25 protein-coding genes are annotated in these 16,489 nt (G+C 65.9%); 7 read left to right on the forward strand and 18 right to left on the reverse strand.

What is annotated here, in order from left to right; genetic code table 11:
* Window positions 1-344: 344 nt before the first annotated feature.
* Window positions 345-1,190: a hypothetical protein gene (locus tag ACZ6SF_RS30890; RefSeq protein WP_466066952.1), complete on the forward strand. Its 846-nt coding sequence runs from the start codon at window positions 345-347 to the stop codon at window positions 1,188-1,190.
* A 340-nt stretch (window positions 1,191-1,530) separates the two neighbouring features.
* Here the strand turns inward: ACZ6SF_RS30890 and ACZ6SF_RS30895 are convergent, their stop codons facing one another.
* On the reverse strand, window positions 1,531-1,794 hold the full coding sequence (locus ACZ6SF_RS30895) for a hypothetical protein (protein WP_466066953.1): 264 nt from the start codon (window positions 1,792-1,794) through the stop codon (window positions 1,531-1,533).
* A gap of 279 nt (window positions 1,795-2,073) precedes the next feature.
* On the opposite strand from ACZ6SF_RS30895, the gene ACZ6SF_RS30900 reads away from it, so the two are divergent.
* Both ACZ6SF_RS30900 and ACZ6SF_RS30905 read left to right on the forward strand, forming a co-directional pair.
* Complete coding sequence (locus tag ACZ6SF_RS30900; RefSeq protein ID WP_466066955.1) at window positions 2,074-2,907, forward strand: hypothetical protein; 834 nt, start codon at window positions 2,074-2,076, stop codon at window positions 2,905-2,907.
* A 949-nt stretch (window positions 2,908-3,856) separates the two neighbouring features.
* Complete coding sequence (locus tag ACZ6SF_RS30905; protein ID WP_466067248.1) at window positions 3,857-4,438, forward strand: tyrosine-type recombinase/integrase; 582 nt, start codon at window positions 3,857-3,859, stop codon at window positions 4,436-4,438.
* Between the two features lie 68 nt (window positions 4,439-4,506).
* On the opposite strand, the gene ACZ6SF_RS30910 is transcribed toward ACZ6SF_RS30905, so the two are convergent.
* Both ACZ6SF_RS30910 and ACZ6SF_RS30915 read right to left on the reverse strand, forming a co-directional pair.
* Window positions 4,507-4,863, reverse strand: a complete 357-nt coding sequence (locus tag ACZ6SF_RS30910; protein WP_466066956.1) for a hypothetical protein — start codon at window positions 4,861-4,863, stop codon at window positions 4,507-4,509.
* The gene (locus tag ACZ6SF_RS30915) at window positions 4,860-5,486 is read right to left on the reverse strand and encodes a helix-turn-helix domain-containing protein (RefSeq protein WP_466066958.1); all 627 of its coding nucleotides are present in this window, start codon (window positions 5,484-5,486) and stop codon (window positions 4,860-4,862) included. The genes ACZ6SF_RS30910 and ACZ6SF_RS30915 overlap by 4 nt, the downstream gene beginning before the upstream one ends.
* 147 nt (window positions 5,487-5,633) lie before the next feature.
* Between ACZ6SF_RS30915 and ACZ6SF_RS30920 the strand changes: the two genes are divergently transcribed.
* The 4 genes from ACZ6SF_RS30920 to ACZ6SF_RS30935 all read left to right on the forward strand — a co-directional run bounded on the left by ACZ6SF_RS30920 (window position 5,634) and on the right by ACZ6SF_RS30935 (window position 7,314).
* Complete coding sequence (locus ACZ6SF_RS30920; RefSeq protein ID WP_466066960.1) at window positions 5,634-6,113, forward strand: DNA-directed RNA polymerase subunit beta; 480 nt, start codon at window positions 5,634-5,636, stop codon at window positions 6,111-6,113.
* Window positions 6,110-6,337, forward strand: coding sequence for a hypothetical protein (locus tag ACZ6SF_RS30925; RefSeq protein ID WP_466066962.1), 228 nt, complete (start codon window positions 6,110-6,112; stop codon window positions 6,335-6,337). The genes ACZ6SF_RS30920 and ACZ6SF_RS30925 overlap by 4 nt, the downstream gene beginning before the upstream one ends.
* On the forward strand, window positions 6,327-6,644 hold the full coding sequence (locus ACZ6SF_RS30930; protein ID WP_466066964.1) for a hypothetical protein: 318 nt from the start codon (window positions 6,327-6,329) through the stop codon (window positions 6,642-6,644). The genes ACZ6SF_RS30925 and ACZ6SF_RS30930 overlap by 11 nt, the downstream gene beginning before the upstream one ends.
* An 85-nt stretch (window positions 6,645-6,729) precedes the next feature.
* Window positions 6,730-7,314, forward strand: a complete 585-nt coding sequence (locus ACZ6SF_RS30935; protein WP_466066966.1) for a DUF2510 domain-containing protein — start codon at window positions 6,730-6,732, stop codon at window positions 7,312-7,314.
* Between the two features lie 65 nt (window positions 7,315-7,379).
* Here the strand turns inward: ACZ6SF_RS30935 and ACZ6SF_RS30940 are convergent, their stop codons facing one another.
* From ACZ6SF_RS30940 to ACZ6SF_RS31010, 15 genes are all read right to left on the reverse strand, one after another.
* Window positions 7,380-7,673 (reverse strand): hypothetical protein, encoded by a 294-nt coding sequence (locus ACZ6SF_RS30940; protein WP_466066968.1) that lies wholly within the window; start codon window positions 7,671-7,673, stop codon window positions 7,380-7,382.
* 18 nt (window positions 7,674-7,691) lie between these two features.
* Window positions 7,692-8,894 (reverse strand): hypothetical protein, encoded by a 1,203-nt coding sequence (locus tag ACZ6SF_RS30945; RefSeq protein ID WP_466066969.1) that lies wholly within the window; start codon window positions 8,892-8,894, stop codon window positions 7,692-7,694.
* A gap of 3 nt (window positions 8,895-8,897) precedes the next feature.
* Complete coding sequence (locus ACZ6SF_RS30950; RefSeq protein ID WP_466066971.1) at window positions 8,898-9,251, reverse strand: phage tail fiber protein; 354 nt, start codon at window positions 9,249-9,251, stop codon at window positions 8,898-8,900.
* A gap of 9 nt (window positions 9,252-9,260) precedes the next feature.
* Complete coding sequence (locus ACZ6SF_RS30955) at window positions 9,261-9,581, reverse strand: LtfC-like domain-containing protein (RefSeq protein WP_466066973.1); 321 nt, start codon at window positions 9,579-9,581, stop codon at window positions 9,261-9,263.
* Entirely contained in the window at window positions 9,581-9,910 is a 330-nt protein-coding gene (locus tag ACZ6SF_RS30960) for a hypothetical protein (protein WP_466066975.1), read from the reverse strand. Before ACZ6SF_RS30960 ends, ACZ6SF_RS30955 begins: the two co-directional genes overlap by 1 nt.
* A complete protein-coding gene (locus ACZ6SF_RS30965) occupies window positions 9,911-10,510 on the reverse strand; it encodes a glycine-rich domain-containing protein (protein ID WP_466066977.1) in 600 nt (199 codons plus the stop codon).
* Complete coding sequence (locus ACZ6SF_RS30970; protein WP_466066979.1) at window positions 10,510-11,514, reverse strand: glycine-rich domain-containing protein; 1,005 nt, start codon at window positions 11,512-11,514, stop codon at window positions 10,510-10,512. Before ACZ6SF_RS30970 ends, ACZ6SF_RS30965 begins: the two co-directional genes overlap by 1 nt.
* 3 nt (window positions 11,515-11,517) lie before the next feature.
* On the reverse strand, window positions 11,518-11,856 hold the full coding sequence (locus ACZ6SF_RS30975; protein WP_466066981.1) for a hypothetical protein: 339 nt from the start codon (window positions 11,854-11,856) through the stop codon (window positions 11,518-11,520).
* Complete coding sequence (locus ACZ6SF_RS30980; protein ID WP_466066983.1) at window positions 11,849-12,295, reverse strand: hypothetical protein; 447 nt, start codon at window positions 12,293-12,295, stop codon at window positions 11,849-11,851. The genes ACZ6SF_RS30975 and ACZ6SF_RS30980 overlap by 8 nt, the downstream gene beginning before the upstream one ends.
* On the reverse strand, window positions 12,282-12,710 hold the full coding sequence (locus ACZ6SF_RS30985) for a hypothetical protein (RefSeq protein ID WP_466066985.1): 429 nt from the start codon (window positions 12,708-12,710) through the stop codon (window positions 12,282-12,284). The genes ACZ6SF_RS30980 and ACZ6SF_RS30985 overlap by 14 nt, the downstream gene beginning before the upstream one ends.
* Window positions 12,707-13,063 carry a Pam3-gp28 family putative phage holin gene (locus tag ACZ6SF_RS30990; RefSeq protein ID WP_466066987.1) on the reverse strand — a complete coding sequence of 119 codons (357 nt, stop codon included), beginning with the start codon at window positions 13,061-13,063 and terminating at the stop codon, window positions 12,707-12,709. Before ACZ6SF_RS30990 ends, ACZ6SF_RS30985 begins: the two co-directional genes overlap by 4 nt.
* Window positions 13,060-13,878, reverse strand: coding sequence for a peptidoglycan recognition protein family protein (locus tag ACZ6SF_RS30995; RefSeq protein WP_466066989.1), 819 nt, complete (start codon window positions 13,876-13,878; stop codon window positions 13,060-13,062). The genes ACZ6SF_RS30990 and ACZ6SF_RS30995 overlap by 4 nt, the downstream gene beginning before the upstream one ends.
* Before the next feature lie 3 nt (window positions 13,879-13,881).
* Window positions 13,882-14,460: a phage gene 29 protein family protein gene (locus ACZ6SF_RS31000; protein ID WP_466066991.1), complete on the reverse strand. Its 579-nt coding sequence runs from the start codon at window positions 14,458-14,460 to the stop codon at window positions 13,882-13,884.
* Between the two features lie 63 nt (window positions 14,461-14,523).
* On the reverse strand, window positions 14,524-14,763 hold the full coding sequence (locus ACZ6SF_RS31005) for a hypothetical protein (protein ID WP_466066993.1): 240 nt from the start codon (window positions 14,761-14,763) through the stop codon (window positions 14,524-14,526).
* A 30-nt stretch (window positions 14,764-14,793) separates the two neighbouring features.
* Window positions 14,794-16,482: a Gp37-like protein gene (locus ACZ6SF_RS31010; RefSeq protein WP_466066995.1), complete on the reverse strand. Its 1,689-nt coding sequence runs from the start codon at window positions 16,480-16,482 to the stop codon at window positions 14,794-14,796.
* Window positions 16,483-16,489 lie beyond the last annotated feature (7 nt).

Consider the following 16,489-nt stretch of genomic DNA (forward strand, 5'->3'; position numbering starts at 1 on the left):
TTGGCGATCACCCGATGAGTTCGAGGCGAGCTACCATCACCCGGTTCCGGCCGGAACCTGATAACCCCGCCCTCCAACAATGCGGGGGAACCTCAGGGATCTTCGAGTCGCACCAGGGCCCACGCGGGCCGCAGGTAGCGCACTCTTTATTGCGAGTCGAATACGTCGTGTCCGCGCTGGTCTTGCGGGCATCCGGTGGTGGTCCTGCCTTCCCGCGTGGCGCCCTTCGTTGGCGGCCTTGGTGAGCTCACCGCGCGTGGTGCGTGGCCCACGGAAACCTATAGCGGGTCACTTTCGATTGTGGAACAGTTGCCATAATTGACTACGTATGAGGACGGTGTGGCTTGCTTGATCTGAGCGACGCGAAAATAAAGACTCGGCGAGCGAAACTGCTTTGGAACGACTTAGTTGTGATTATCCGGGAGTGGGCAGGAGGCAATGGAATACATTTAGCACTGAAAAGCGATCCCCTTTTAGCTCTGGATGTCTGGTATATATACAAGGTTCGGGAGCCGTCCGAGTCGATTGAGGCTATTTGTGGTGATATTCTAGATAACCTGAGAAACGCGCTAGACTATATTGCATGGCAGATATTCCTAACTGCTGGAGGTGATGCCTCTACAAAGGAAGCGACTCACGTATATTTCCCGATAGTGGATGATGAAGATAAGTGGAACAAGACCTTGAAAAGTAAGGTTCCCAATGCTTGGGCGGCTGCTGCGGAGGCGCTTCGTGAGTGTCAACCGTTCAATGAGCTCGATGAGATCGACCGGAGAGATTCGGAACTCATGCTGCTCCAGGGACTGAACAGTAAGGACAAGCATCGTCAATTGAGCATCGTCGCCGTGGGGAACATGGCCCTCGGCAGTAGTAGGCCCACTCTGCCGGATAGTCTCGGGATATCACTGGGTCTCACCCGTCCGGGGCCCAAGCTTGAATTGAATATAGCGAATGAGATCGGAAGGCGGGTCATTTTTCATGCAAATTCAATTCCGCCGGACATTAATGATGTAGCTCCTCGCGCTCTCGTCCCTGATCTTGAGCCGCTGCCGAAACCTTCCTATGACCTCAACTTGAGAAACGCTGAGTGGGAAATGGATATGCTTCGGCTTAAAGATTTGATAGCTACGGTCGATTCAATAATCGAAAAGTTCGAGGTGGTTGATCCGCCTCCGTCGAATTCTCTGTGAATAGGAGATGGCAGGAAGCATCCGTCCCCGGCGGAGGTCGAACCTGGCCTTGCTGAGTGGTGGTCTGCGCATACAGGGGCTGGCTTCCCCGCCTGCCCCATAGGGCCTGCCTTTCTCGGGTAGAGGCTCCGCGGTCAAGGGTGGCGTAGCCATCAGCGGAGCTGACGCCGTAGGCGCCCTTGACGGTGGAGGGGCCCGGGAACACAATGCAGGCCACCAGTCAGTAGGGCCACGCGGCCGAAGGTCGCGCAGTAGTTCAGGATTCCGACCCCATCGCACCGATTCCCCCGGGACAGGTCTACCCCCGGGAGAGAAGTGGGGGCCGTAGCCCCCGGTCCGGTCAGGTGGCATCGCATCCGCAGCCGATGCAGAGCAGCAGGTCCCCGTCGAGGTACCAGGCGCCGCCACCATCCCAGGTGCAGTGGGCGGGTTCGTAGGGCCATTCGTGGTCGGGGAACATCGCGCGCCCGACCCGGACGGGGTGACCGAAAGCGGCATCGCTGGTGGTGACGATGGTCCACTCCCCGGGCCTCGGAGGTGAGCAGACCACACCGGGTGACCACGACCGGGCACCCAACCCGAGCGGGTGAACGTCACCGGCCACGAATGGCCCTACGAACCGAATCGCAACGTGTGTCGCCTGGTACCTCGACGGGGACCGGACCACAGCCGGTCGACCGGGCACAGTGCCGGCGGATTCGTGGGCGACTGCGGGAGGTAAGCCGGGTACGGCACTCGTCGTGCCCACACTTCTTCGGTTATCGAAAACTCGGCAATCCCGGATCGGTGGGTGGCGGCGCGCAGCGCCGGCGCCTCTTGATCCTGTATGGCGAAATTCGGCAACCACTCGCGGAACATGATGTGCGGCGGAAGAATCGAGTGCATGACTGGGCTCGCGCTGACGCCTGAACGTCGAACCGAACTGGCCGCGCTGCTCGATGACGGGCCACGGTTGACGGCGGAGTATCCGAAGGTCGCGGAGTATCTGGATACGGCACCGATGCTGTCGGGGACCGGGAACCCGGAAGCTGACGCGGCGTTCGATCTGCGGTTCGTGCACTTCATGACCGGGGGTGCGACAGAGTTCGGCAATCCGTATTGGGAGATCGTCGGTCAGTCCGTCGGTACCGATGGTGAGCGCTTGGTGGTCAACGGTGGAAGCGCGAAGGGCAGTGTTCGGCTGGGGTTTGTGCAGACGATTCTCCAGGCTGCCTACGCCTATTCGATCTCTTCTCCTGGCACGCTCGAGTGGTTGAAGACGTTCGCGGGTGGGCGCACGGTGGTCGAGTTGGGTGCCGGTCGTGGATATTGGGCGCGGCTGCTCGACGGGCAGGGTGTGGTCGTGCGAGCGTTCGACTCCGAGCCGCCGAATACCTCCGCGAATCCCTCGTTCCCGGACACACCGGGACAGCCCGCGGTGTGGTTCCCGGTGGGTGGTGTGGACGAGTTCGCCGCCGAGCTGGACGAGGAGTCGGTGTTGTTCCTGTGCTGGCCGCCCGGCTGGGGCAACACGATGGCGTCGGAGGCGTTGGAGCTTTTCGAGTCGCGTGGTGGCCGGCGCCTGGTATTCATGGGCGAGCCCAAGGGCGGCAAAACCGGTGACGACGCGTTCTTCGATCGGCTGTCGTCCGCGTGGTCACTGAACAGCGTCGATGAGCAGTACGTGTCCTGGTGGAACCTCGCCGATGTAGCGCAAGGCTGGGTTCGGCAACCGTAGCCCGATACGAAGCATGGCCCGGTCCGCGATGGGATCGGGCCATGTTCTGTTTCGAGACGACCTCGGGCCGGCGCAAGCCCAGGCGCAGCTTTCCCACGCCGAGCTCTCGACGACCGAGCAGCACTACCTCCCGCGTCGGACTCGGGGGCGGGATGTCCGGGCAACGCTCGATCGGTACGCGGAAGGAAAGTAAGCACTCGAATGTAAGACGAAAGTAAGTCCTTTGCCCTCTCGTCCCCTCTATGCAGATCGACCCGCTACCTGTTGATGCTGGTAGCGGGTCGATCTCTGTGCGCCCGAAGGGATTCGAACCCCTAACCTTCTGGTCTGTAGCCGATGCCTTCGCTGCCTGCGAGAACGTGACGCCGCTGCGCTCTCGACGGCCGGCCTCGGCACCGCTGGCGCCCGTTCTGCCCGCCGCTTGATTCGTGATCTGAGTCACTACACAGCAATTCGAGGGTAAGGCTCAGATCCGCCGCGCCGCAACCGGGTAGCTATGGCTAACCTTCCCCTCCGGTTGCGGCGCGGAATTCCCCATTCGGAATACGCCCCGATAATTACAGGAATGTAATTCGGTTTTGCGTGGCCAAAAAATACTTGAGGATTAAACGTGGAAACTCTCGTCAATAAGACTGGAATTAGTCAAACTAAGATCATGAACTCGCACATACCTACGGCATGGGATGACCCGTTACGACATTACGAGCTGCATTTATCCGCAGCGGGAATGCCTCGAACTACGGTGAGCACGAGACTGTACCACCTGCGCAACATTGCGCGGCAGCTCGGCAAAACTGTTGGACCATGGGCACTTTCGGGGCAAGCGTTGGTCGCATGGGCCGGTGCGCAGAGGTGGGCAACAGAGACGCGCCGGGGGTATCGGAACACCTGTAAATCGTTCTGGGGCTGGGGGGTTGCTGCTGGTCATGCAACCGAAAACCCGGTTAACATGTGGCCTCCTGTCCCTGCGGCCAAGCCTCGGCCGCGGCCGGCCCCGAATCGGGTCTACCGCTCGGCGTTGGCCGCGGCGGATCCTCGGACCCGGATCATGCTCCGGCTCGCCGCGGAGTGCGGCCTTCGTCGCGCCGAGGTCGCCAAGGTGCACACCCGCGACCTCTGCGAGGAGATAGACGGTTGGGTGCTGATCGTGCACGGCAAGGGCGACAAGGATCGTCGGCTTCCGATACCGGACGATATCGCTGCGCTCGTCCGGGCCGGGGCCCATGGCCACTCGCCCGACGATCCGTTTGCGCCCCGCGAGGGCTTTCTGTTCCCGGGCGCCGACGACGGGCACCTGTCGCCGCGCTACGTCGGCACGCTGTGTGCCCGGGCCCTCGATGCCGTCCAGGGCGACGGGAACCGGTGGACCATGCACAAGCTCAGACATCGTTTCGCCACACTCAGTTACCGCGCTACGCGCGATATCCGGGCGGTACAGGAAGCGCTCGGGCATGCCAGTGTCGCGACGACACAGATATACACCGCGGTCGACCGCGATGAGGTCAGAGCGGCGGTGAATGCCGCGGCCTGATCCGCACAGCAGAAAGGCGCCCGGGAGTGGGGAAGCTCTAGGGCGCCTTCGCTGTGTTCGGGGGGAGATTATGCCGGCAGTGTGAAGAATGCGGCGTGTTGTGCGGCGGCGCTGTCCGGTGTGCGCTCCGGTATCAGCGAATCCCGGTAGGCCTCGCGCACCGCATCCCACAGCGCCGCATACTCGGGCAGTATCTCGCGAACCTCGTCGAGCGACGGATACCGCTCCGGATCGAACGCGATATGCCCGGGGTCTACTGCGGGTATTGGCTCGTCGGGCCACCGCAAGGCCGGTCGGTCGCTGCCCGGATCCTCGACGTACATCACGCCGAGCGTGGCGCCGCTCCTGCGCCATGCCGCGCGGACGCCGGCGGCCTCGGTGGTGTCGTAGACGTGTCCGGTCGAAAAGGCGTGGTAGGCGGTCATGCCGCATCCTCTCTGGGCCACTCGGTAAGCGGCTCGTCGTGGGCTTTGATCGTGTCCATGAGTCGGCCGGCTCGGGTCTCGTCGCGAGCCAGGACGCCCCATCCGCCCCCGACCATGCCATCGGCCCATAGGCCGGACCATCGGCCGATTGCGGCGTCGGCGAGTTGTGGGGCGAGCATGAAATACAGCGAGCCGCGGAACATTCGCGCGCGCTCGGTCGCAAGGTAGGTGCCCATCAGTGAACCGTCGACAAACCGCAGATTTCCCGACCACAGGTAATCGCCGGTCGCGGCGAATGTGAACTCTATTCCGCGGTGGGTCGCGGTGATTTCGTGCCGGTCGATCACCGGCTCGCGGTTGCGGCTGGTGTCCCACGCGGCGAACCATCGGCCGGATAGGTCAAGGCCCATTGGCATCTCGCCGAGCAGCTCGTCAGTCGATAGTCCGAGCGCGCGAGCGAGCTTCTTGATATTCGGGGCGGTCGGGTCTTGGCCTCCCGCTCCGCCCGCCTTCTCCCAGCGCCCGACTTGCCGGACGTTGGAACCGACAGCTTCGGCGAGGTCCTCCTGTTCCATTCCGAGAGCCTTGCGCCGCCCCCGGATGATGTCGCCGAGTGTCGGCATTTGTACCCCTGGTCTGGTCGGTGGACTCCCAATTACCAGCAACGATAACCGATTCGGCCCATCCCTCAACGTAGTTCGGGGGTATAGTCCTGTCACCGGACTAATGCTAGTCCAGTCACCGGACTAGCCTCCACCAGGGGAGAAGCAATGACCGTGACCATCGACAGACCCGGCGGGGATACGCCCGCCGCACGATGCGCCTTCTATCGCTCCCGCGGGTTGCCTGCGGTCGTCCAGCCCGAGACCGGCGCAATCGTCGTCTCGGCCTGCCGGAATCTTGGCGCGGTCACCATGCCCGCCGCGCTCGGTGCCGCGGTCAAGCGCTATATGCACGGTCGCGGTCTCGTTCCGGGCCCGGTCATCTCCCATCCGCGCTCGTGCCGGTGGACGTTTCTCGTCATCCCGGACATCCCGGATGACACGATGGTGTTCGCCGATATGTTCCGGCGCGACGTGTCGGTCGTGCGCGAGTCGGCCAAGATTGCCTTGCCCTCACCTACGCCGCGGAGTGCGATGTTCCGCTCGTGGGTAGTGCAGCCGAACGCGCTACAGCTTCGGCCATCCGGAATGGGCGTCGTGTGCGCGATCCGCGAGTGCCCGGTCGACCTCGGGGGCGGCGGGCGATGACCGAGACCATTCCCGGGCCAGCGAGCGCTAACGCTGCGCTCTGGTGGACCGATCACGCCGAGGTCGAGACGCTTACCCGGATAGCGGCACATCTCTCAGGCGACCCGCTCGGCCCGGCGCGACCGCCGACCACCGCGGACGCCGCGCGGTTGCGGCGCGACTTCGGTAACACCATCGCCAATCTGAGGATTGCCGATTTCGAGGAGGTGCCTCGTGTCCGGTGAGGGTGGGCGGCGGGCGATCCTCGTCGGCACACGGGAGACTGATACGCCGGATCTGCAACGTCTGATAGACCGGCATGGGCTCGACATCGTGTTCACGGTGACCGTGCCGTCCGTTCTCCGGCTCGCCGCGCTCGTCGCCGTTCAGCACCTCATTGAGCACGACGCCGAGGCGGTCGTCGCGCCGCACTTCACGCCCGAGGAAATCCGCGGCGAGCAAGTATGGCGCGCAGTGCTCGCGCTCGCTGATGTCGTGACCGCTACCGATGTGCTGCGATGGAAACCCGACGACACTCCGAGCCGGCCCTGAAACGCCGAATGCGCCCCCGCCGATTCTGTATCGATCAGCGGGGGCGCAATCGTGTCGCCGAACACTCAGCAGACCAGGGGACATCGTGACCACACCGGACGACTACGCGGCCAAACGTAGGCGGATGAACAGAAACGTACTGATCGTGACCGGCGTAATCCTCGGCTTACTCGTCGTGTGCGGGCTCGTCGGCGCGATCGCCGGTGGCGACCAGGACGACGCCGAGCAGTCGGCGCCCGCGGCGACGACCACCGCGCTCGCCGCGCCGCCGGTGACCGCGGCGCCGCCGGCCGCGGCGAGCAGCTCGGCGCCGGCGCCCGCGCCGTCGACCGCCGCGCCGGCCTACTCGGACCCGCGATGCGCCCCGGCGAGCGCCGAGCTCGTCGCCCTGGTCGCGGCCGGCCTCACCACGAACGGGCACGAGCTCACCAACGCGACGGTGATTTCTGCGGACGGAACGACGTACTTCGGCGCGACCACGGTCGACGGCTCAGGCCGGACCGAGAACCGCTCTGATGTGTGGATCGTGCGCGATGGTGCCGCGTACTCGTCGACCGGCGGGGCGCGCAACGGGTCGAGCTTCCCGAAAGCATCCGACGCGCTCGGGATCTCGCCCGGCGACCCGCTCGTCGCGGCGGTCGATACGTGCGTCGTCGATCTCACCCGGTAGGCCTCGAAACGACGAACAGCGCCCCGGCCGGTATCGGCCGGGGCGCTCGTGCGTCCGGTACCGCGCTACCCGCTCGCGTTCAACCAGCGGAAGGTAATCGGCTCGGCCGCGCCGTACGCGCCGAGCTGAAACACGAGCTCGGACTCGATACGGGTGCGCACCTCGACATCGGTGTCGTCGCGGTGTAGTGCGACCATCCCGCCGAACTGTACGGCGTTGGTCCCGTCGCCGATCGGCTCGCCAGTCTCGGTATCCCATGCGAAGCCGCACGCCGCGACGCCCGGCTGTACCGGGCCCGCGCCGCCGAGCCCGACGAGGTTCCACGTCTGCGGGGCGCTGAGGATTACCTCGGTTGCCATGCTTTCTCCTCCGGGGTGCTATGCCGCGGCAAGGTCGCTCGCGACATATTCGTCGACCGCGTAGCCCAACTGCGAGAGCCCGAACACGTTTTCGTTGTTGATGACGACCGGCCCGAACCTTCGATTTGTCGGACCGATGCCGATCAATCCGCCGGTGTCCGGCCAAGTGACGACAGGTGTCGACGAGCCATTCAGATAGGCGGTATAGACATTGCCGATCGCCTCGCATTTGATGACCGCGCCGGCCGATATCGGCGTCGATACCGAGGCCGCCTGTTGGGTGAACACTCCACCGATCCGAGTGCATATATAGATATTCGTGCTGGTCGCGAGTACCTCGACACGGTTGCCGCCGGTGGTCCCGCGGAAGAACATCCCACCGCCGACGCCGAGCGATGCGTTCGCCGTAGGGCTCGCGATGACGAACTCGATGCGGTGCGAATCCGTACCGAACGGCGTGTTGTGGTACGCCGCGTACGCCGTCGCGGCATTCAGCGGGCCCGCGGTACCGCCCTGCGCGCGGTTCGTCGCGATGATCGGCGAGTACGTGGCGAGCACGGTGTAATCGCTGCCGAGAGTCGTCGCGTTCGTGCGGTTGAAATTGTCGCTCACCGTAATTCCGGTGACGATTTCTATCGTCCCGCCGGGGCTGATGGTGAGCCCGGCGTCGGCCAGGCGCTCGGTTACCGTGGCGATCGCCGCGGCCGGGGTGATCGTGAGTCCGGCCGGCGCAGTGAACTGCGATGCCGGCGCGAGCGTCGCGCCCGGCGCCATGGCGAGCCCGGCGTCGGCAGTGAGCACCGGCGCCCGGGCGATGCCCGCGGCCGGCGAGAGCGCGAGACCGGCCGCGCCGGTGACGACCGCGGCCGGGGTGATCGCCGCGCCCGGCGCCATGGCGAGCCCGGCCTCGGCGATCACTACGTCGGGCACCCGGTACGCGGCGGGGGTCATCGTGAGCCCGGCGTCAGCCGATAACTCGACGATCGCGTACGTCGTGCCCGCCGGGTCGAGCGCGAGCCCGGCAGAGGCCAGCCGAACCGGCACGATGGCAAACAGCGCGCCCGGTGCCATGACGAGCCCGGCGTCGGCCGCCCTGGTGAGTGAGGGCATCGGGGCCGGTGGGAACGGGCCGATGCCGATATCGGGCCGCGGGAATGCAGCCTTGCCGGCATCGGGCCGCGGGAACGGTCCGATGCCGGTATCGGGCCGCGGGAATCCCACGGGCTAGACCCACTCCAGATAGAGCCCGCCGCCCGAGGTAGGTGTCACCTTGAGCTCACCGGCCGGGGTGACCTCGGCATCCTCGATATCCATGATGTCTCGCAGAGTCGATCCGTCCCAGCGGGTCATGTGAGTGATCGGCGTATCGGCCGGAATGGCATAGGTCATCTGCGACCCGACCGCGACGCCTTCGACGGCCGGTGTCCAGACCGTTGTCTGTCGCTCGTACTCGCCATAGACGAGCTCGTTACTGAGCCCGTTCGCACCGGGATTGCCGGTGTGAAGGGCGTACTCGTCGCCACGCGACGCCCAGAAGTCGGCACAGTCGTTCGCGGTGCTCTCGACACGGATAGGCAAGATGGCCTCCTAGATGGTGGTTACGGGGGTCCGGTCCGCGCGTCCGTGCATCCACACGAAATTTCCGGTGATGCCCACCTCGGCGGCCGGGTAGCGAATGAACATCTCGTAATAGGTGTGATGCGGCACGATTGCCGCGGTGCACAGCGAGGCAGCCACGTTCCAACCGACCGTTCGGCCGACGATCGTCGCCGGCCAGATGACGCCGTTTGCCCAGATGATCTCGGCTGTCGTCTCCTCGGGCAGCGTGAACGTGGCGGTTCGGGAGAATATGAAGTCACCACGGCTCAGATTGAGCGGCTCGTGAAGTGGTTTCCAGCTGATCGCCATCAGTCGCCCTTGATGAACAGGGCATGCTCAGGCTGTAGATATCCGCCGATGTTCAGCAGCGCGAGCCAGTAACACCCCTCGATATCGAGCGGTTCGTCGGGTGTGTAGCTACCTACCCTGCGGAGCAGTTGCGGCGTCGCGCATGTGCCGTCTTCGGTTGCCGGGTAGAGACGAACCTCGGGCGCCTGTTTGCCGATGCGAGGCTGTACCACGATGGTCACATACTCGCGGTCGATACCGTCGAACGCGCGGGGCGGGTCGAGACGGAAACAGCGGGCCGCCCCGAAATATCCGTCGACCGTGGCGATATGCACTGTAGCCGTGGCCATTCAAACCTCCTGTGTGTACTCGATGACGACGATGCATCCGGCGCCCCCGGCAGCACCGGCGCCGCCGCCGCCGGACGGGAATCCGCCGGCCTGTCCCGCATTGCCGCCGCCGCCCGACTGGCACCACTGCCACAAGGCCGGGCTCGATACGCCTGCGGCGACCAGGCCGGACCGGCCGCCGGTGGATCCACTGCCCGCGCCGCCGCCGCCGGCGGCGAGTAGCCGCACCGCGGCCGAGCTCGCCGACTGGCCCGGTTGGCCAGCGGCGCCGCCGTTCGCGCCTCGCATGCCGCCGGTCATTCCGCCGGCGCCGCCGTTGCTGCCGCCCTTGCCGCCCGGCGCGATGATCGGCCCGAACACCGACGCGCCGCCGTCGCCCCCGCCGGTGCCGCCGGGGCCAACGGTCACCGTGACGGACTCGTCGAGCTCGGCCGCCCGGATTCGCTCGACGAGCACCGCCGCCCCGCCGCCGCCACCAGTGGACGAACTACCCGACCCGCCCCCGCCGCGCGCGAGAACGTCGAGCCGAACCAGTTTTTCGGGCCTTACCCAGATGTCCGAATCGGTGTAGACGCGCATGGTCAATAGCGCGTTGGCCATTACGTGAACCGCTCGATTACGTACGCGATGCCGTTGCCCCCACGAGCGCCGTTGCCGCGAGGGCCGCCGATGCTGCCGCCCCCGCCGCCCCCGCCGCCGGCCGGGTACGCCCCCGCGGCGCCGCTTGATGTACTCGTGGCGCTGCCGCCACCGCCACCGCCACCCGTGGCCACGACAGAAGACGGCGCCGTGCCAGGCTGCCCGGGGTTGCCCCCCGGCGAGATTCCCCCGATGCCCCCGTAACTCGGTGCCGTGGAAACGCCCGATACTTCGCTGAGTATCCCGGCGCCACCGCCGCCACCGCCGCCGTTCAGCGAGTACGCGCTGGTCGAGTTGCCGCCGTCGTCGCCTACTCCAACATTCGCGCCCCGGCCCCCCGGGATCATGCCGGCGCCACCGTTGCCGCCGCCGGTACCCAACTGCGCGCCCGTCCGGGCGGCGCCTCCCTGTCCGCCGCCGGCGGTAAGCCATACGCCGAGGGTGGTATTTCCGCCACCCGTGCCCGAACCGGCGTCAACTGCGCCGCCCGACCCACCTGTGCCGATGCCGATCGTGATCGGTAGAAAGTGCCCGTTCGAGTCGGTCGGTAGAAGGCTTGCGGGAATGGTGGTGTGTACTTCGCCGCCGCCACCACCGCCGCCGCCGGCATACCGGTTGGCCGCAACCACATCCCAGCGACCAGCGGCCCCGCCCGCGCCTGCGCCGATGAGGATTACCTCAAGCGAGAGCACGCCCTCGGTGGGCGTCCAGGTCTCGCCATCGACGAACACCCATGCGTTGCCCTGCAAGATCATCTGCTGGAACGCGGCTTCGAGGTCCGCGAGCTGTTGCGTGTGATCGTCGAGAACGCTGTTATAGGTGCCGTGCGCAACGGTCTGCACGTTCTCCCATGAGGGCGCGAACCGGCCGTACATCTGCGACATCGCGGTCGATTGCGTCATCGCCTGCCAGGCGGCGAAATCCTCGACTCTTTCGTCGGGGCTGTAGCCGTCTGGCGAGGTCAAGGCTTACACCGGACCTCGCGCTAAGGCCTCGCGCATCTGCGCGACCATGGCCTCCTGCCCGGCAGTGATCAGCACCGGGATTGCCGCCCGAATCAAATCGGAGAGCTCATCGATTCGCCCGTCGAGCCGGTCGACCTTGACCTCGAACTCGCCGAGCCGCTCCTCGAGTTCGCGGCTGCGTTTGTCGACGCGCTCGACGAAATTTCCGGCGGTCTCGACGAGCGCCCGCGCATAGTCCGCCTTGCGCATCCGCCACTGAAAAAGCCCGCCGATGAGTGCGACGAGCACCGCGGAGAATCCGCCACCAACGATGAGATTGCCCCAGGTCAACGATTCAGCCATCGAGCCTCCTCACCACCTGAGTTACGGCGCGGATCCTGCGGATACCGCGCGCAGCCAGCGCGAGCGCGCAGAACGCCAGGAACAGGACGACCCACATTGCGAAGGTGGCTTGACCGGCGTAGAGAGTCCGACTCAGCGCGACCACGTAGAGCAGCGAAGCGGCGGCGATCGCCAGATCGGCGCCGAGCTGTAGCCACAGACCAACAATGTTGCGGGGCTCGGCCCATCGTCCGACGAGCAGCAGCAGCGGGCCCCCGATGATCAGCGAGAGCCACCCGATATGCGCGATCGGCCCGAGTGTCTGGCCTACGGCGTTGGGTAGCGCACCGACCGCCAGGGCGTGAATTCCGCCGACCAAATATGCGATGTACATCAAGGCCTGATAGGGCCGCACCGATTCGCCGTCGAGCACTTCGCCGAGCCGCTCAGGCAGGCGCATGGAACCGCCCGGCCCCGGCCGCAGTGCACGCGGCATACATGATCGCCAGGAACACCCACGTAGCCACGCCGCCCCACCCGACACCGGGATTGCGGGCAGCGACCAGGCCGATACACCAGGCGAAACAGCCTGCCCAACCTGCGCATATGCCGAACGCGACCATGATTACCGGCAGCGCGCGTGCCGCGAATCCGCCGAATCCCATCAGGGCGGCGCCGAGCAGCACCGCGCCCCACGATTCCGGGGCGCCGGGCACCTGTAGCGCGACCTCATAGGCCGGCGATGTCCACCGCTCCGGGCCGCCCGCGATGGTGATCGCGCCGTATACCGCGGCGAATCCCAGCAGCGCGAGCGCGGATAGCCGCGTGAACGATGCGGCGACGGCCGGCTCGATGTCGGGCCGGTGAGCGTTCACTCGTCGCGCTCCGGTAGTCGGTGCCGGCCGACGTACTCGCCGACGTACTCGCCGACGTTGGCGATCACGTCATCGAGCACCGCGGCGCCCTGGTCGCCGAACTGCTCACGGATGCGCTCGCGTATGTGCTCGACCGCGGTCTGAGTCGCCGCGGTGACCTTCTCCTCGGGCCATACCTTGGCGCGGGCCCATGCCACCGCGCCGCCGCCAGCGAGGATGACGACGAGACCGGCGATCAGTTCGGCGGTATCGGCGTCGATGAGCCCGCGGCCGACGAGCCACGCGGCAATCAGGGTGATTGCCGTACCGACCCGCGCGACTACGGGCTCGTTGCGCAACCATCGGGTGATCACTTCTTGCCGCCGTCCGCGTGCGGATCCCGAAAGCCCGGGATTTTCAGCGCCGCGCCGATGACGCCGAGCGCCTCGGCGGTGGTGCGGTTGCCGAGGAAATCCCACCCGGGGAAGTCCGCGCCCCGAGATGTTCCGGACCCGGCGGCCTGGTCCAGGGTGAGCCCGACGTGTTTGTCGAGATAGTGGAGCAGGGTTCCCACGGTGACCTGTTGACCGTGGTAGTTGGTGATCTTCTCGTCGAGAAACGACATGCCGCCGCCCTTTCCGTCGATGAGTCCTTGAACACCCCGGCGGAACGTGGGCATGTCGATGCCTGCCGGGTCGATTTTCCCCTCGCTCGAGTACTCGCGATGCCCCACGCAATCGCTCGCCCCGCGGCCGATGCGGCGCAGGATGGCGGCGCAACCGCGCTCGTAGGCGTCGAGTTGTTCAGGTGTCCAGTCCCAGAGCCCCGCCTTGTTCCGGACGCCGGCGGAAACCGCCTCGATGCCGATCGTGTGAAAGTTGGCGTTATCGGTCGGCCAGCCCGGCCACCTGCCATGCCCGGCGTGCCAGCACACACCGACCGCGATCACGCGATAGGTGCCGTCCTTCTCGAGTACGAGCTGTGCCAGCGGGCCCGGCAGGCCGGGCCGGCCTTCTTGTACGACGCGCCAGTCGTTCGGCCCACCTCCGGCGGTGTGGTGACACAGCACGCCGCGGATGTCGAGAAAGTCGCCGTGCCCGCGCTGGCGCCAGCCGTCATGCTCAAGCACTCGTAAACCGGCATCGCGAAGTACGTCCGCGAGCCAGACCGGATCTCCGGACCATGACATAGCTCAGACCTCCTTGTGCCGCTTGAGGATTCCGGCGCGCTTGCTGGTCTCGCGCTCGATGCCGATCACCCGCGCGACCTCGAAATCGCTCGCGGCGCGCAGGTGCGCGAGCACCTCGGCGACGGTGTGCTCGTTCGGGTCGAATCGGGTTACGCGCCCCACCCGGGCCCGCGGTTTCGACGGCAGCGGCGGTGCTACCGCGGCGCGCTTCTCGTCGACCTGCCGCGCTATCTCGGCCTGCATCACGTCCGACAACATCGAGATGTCGATACCGGTGTCGGGCTTCGCCTCGGGTGGGGTCGATTTCCACTCGCCCGCCGCGGTGGACGGATTGAGGTCGCCGGCCTCGGGCGGGTGGTAGAACGTGCGCCGAACTGCGGGATTCGGCGGACCGCCCCAGTTGTAGAGGTGCGTTGACCACTGCTTGAGATAGGCAATGGGCAGCACCATCGATGCGCCCTTCATCCCGGGCAGCCCGACCAGCGACGGTAACCAGGACTCTTCCGGGCAATGCGGGTTGCAGAGCTCGGCGACCGGGAAGCTGTTCGGTGGCAGCGTCGGCGAGTGATCGAGCCCGCACACCACGTGACACACCGGGCACGGACAGCCCACCACGCCGCACGTACAGGTAGGTTCCGGCACGGCTCAGCCCACCGACCGCAGTGCCATCAGCGGCGCCGCCATCACGCGACCGCGGTACCGCACCGGAAGGTGCGTCTCCGGATCGCAGTCGTCTTCGCACTCGTCGTACTGCGCGATCTCGCCGACCAGGCACAGCGCGAGCGCAGTCTGTTTCGGCATGACCGCCGAGCGCACTTCCGAGCACGGCCGGCACAGGTCCCGGCCGCGGCGCGGCACCTGCCAGTAGACGAGCTGAGCGGACACGATTCCTCCTCGTGGCGTGGTGAGTGGAGGTCAGGAATAGACGCCGAGGTCATGCAGACCGGCGAGAACACCCTCAAGCTTTTCCATGGCGCGTTGCGCCGGGTCGCGTGATGCGCTGTCGTCGCCGATCGTGGGCAGGAATCCCAGCGGCTCGGTATCGCTGTAGCGCATCCGAATGCGCTTGATCCGGTCGACGTGAATGCGGCCGGTCCGGTCGCCCATGAGCCCGAATCCGACGCGATCGCCGACCCAGCAATGCCCGCGGCCCTGGTCGCCGAGGATCCAGGGTGACCCGTCGCCCACGTCGACGCTCGCCGAGAACTTCGTCGCTGTGGCCCAGAAACCGGCGCGTAGCACTAGTAGCGATTGCAGCGTGTAGGCGCGATCGGCGCCGTCTTGGAAGTATTCAAAGTAGCGAGACCATCCCGAATTCTGTGCTCGCTCAAGCGATTTCACAGACATCCATGCGAGGATGGTGTCTCGGAACAGCGGCATGATGGCCGCCGCCAAGGCGCCCCCAATGGGGGGCACGAGTATGGCGGCGGCGATCAGGTCGCCGGCCAGATTTATGGCTACTTCCAGCGCCTCATTGACGCCGGACATCGAGTGCCCGCCGACCGTGACGACTGTGCCCTTGGCGGGTCGGCGCGTGAGCTTTGATCTCTGAATGCCGGTCTCGTCGCCCTCAAGCCAAATCACATAGGGGCGGCGCGGGTGCGAGAACAGCAGGCCGGGAACGCTGTAGCCCGGCACGTCAACCGGGGTGGTGGCATCGACTACGGGGTCGATGAAGTCCGAGACGAACTGCGCGACCGAGAACGCGAGACCATCCCAGATGGTGCCGCCGTTCGAGGTTCCGAGGTACCGGCCCGACCGGTCTTCGATGTCGATAACCAGCGCGCCCGGCCGCAATGTCTGGCCCGGAATCGGGGGCTCGTCACCGGGCAGGAACCGCCGCCAGACGACCGAGAGTTCGGCATCTTCAAGGATCGGCTTCGCGATATCGAACCAGTTCTTGAACCGCGAAATCAGGATTGACCAGAGGATTCCGTCGTTCAAGTCGTCCATGAAGCTGTGTGGCTTCACGACAACCGACCAGTTCGACATATCCAGGCTGCCGCCCCATGTCGACGGGTCGAGCGGATCGTCGGGCAACGACCACAGCAGGCCACCGCGGCCGAGCTCGTCGCGCATTACCTGCATGAACAGCGCCAAAAGCAGGCACCAGCGGGCCCCGCCGGCCAGACAGAAAATGCGCGGCCACTGGAAAGCCGCAGGTAGGAACGCGTTCGACCAAACGGTGTACCACTTGAGCGTCTCAAAATCGCTGAGCCAGTGGACAACTAGAACTCGGGTGCCGTCCTCGCGCTTCTCCGGAGAGACATCTTCGAGGCGTCCGGTCCACCTCGCGCCGTTCCAGTGGGTATCAATCGATATGTGAACGTTGCGCTTCTCGCCGCGCTCTATTCGCCCCCACTCGTCCCATATCCACTGACCAGCCCACGAGTCCCAGGGAATCTCGGTGACACCCGCTCCGGTGTCGTTGTCGACCCACTCGATATCGGTGAGGTACTCACCGGCGAGCCAGCCCTGTAGGTTCCAGTCGCCATCCCACAGCCGGGTCTCGGGTGCCTCGAGGCGCGCGGCTTGGCGCTGCCGCTCGTGCTGTTCGGTGACCTCCCAAATCGCCTCGCATTCGGCGAGAACATCGGCGGTCATCACAGCC

It is taken from the genome of Nocardia sp. NPDC049935 (assembly GCF_055586645.1).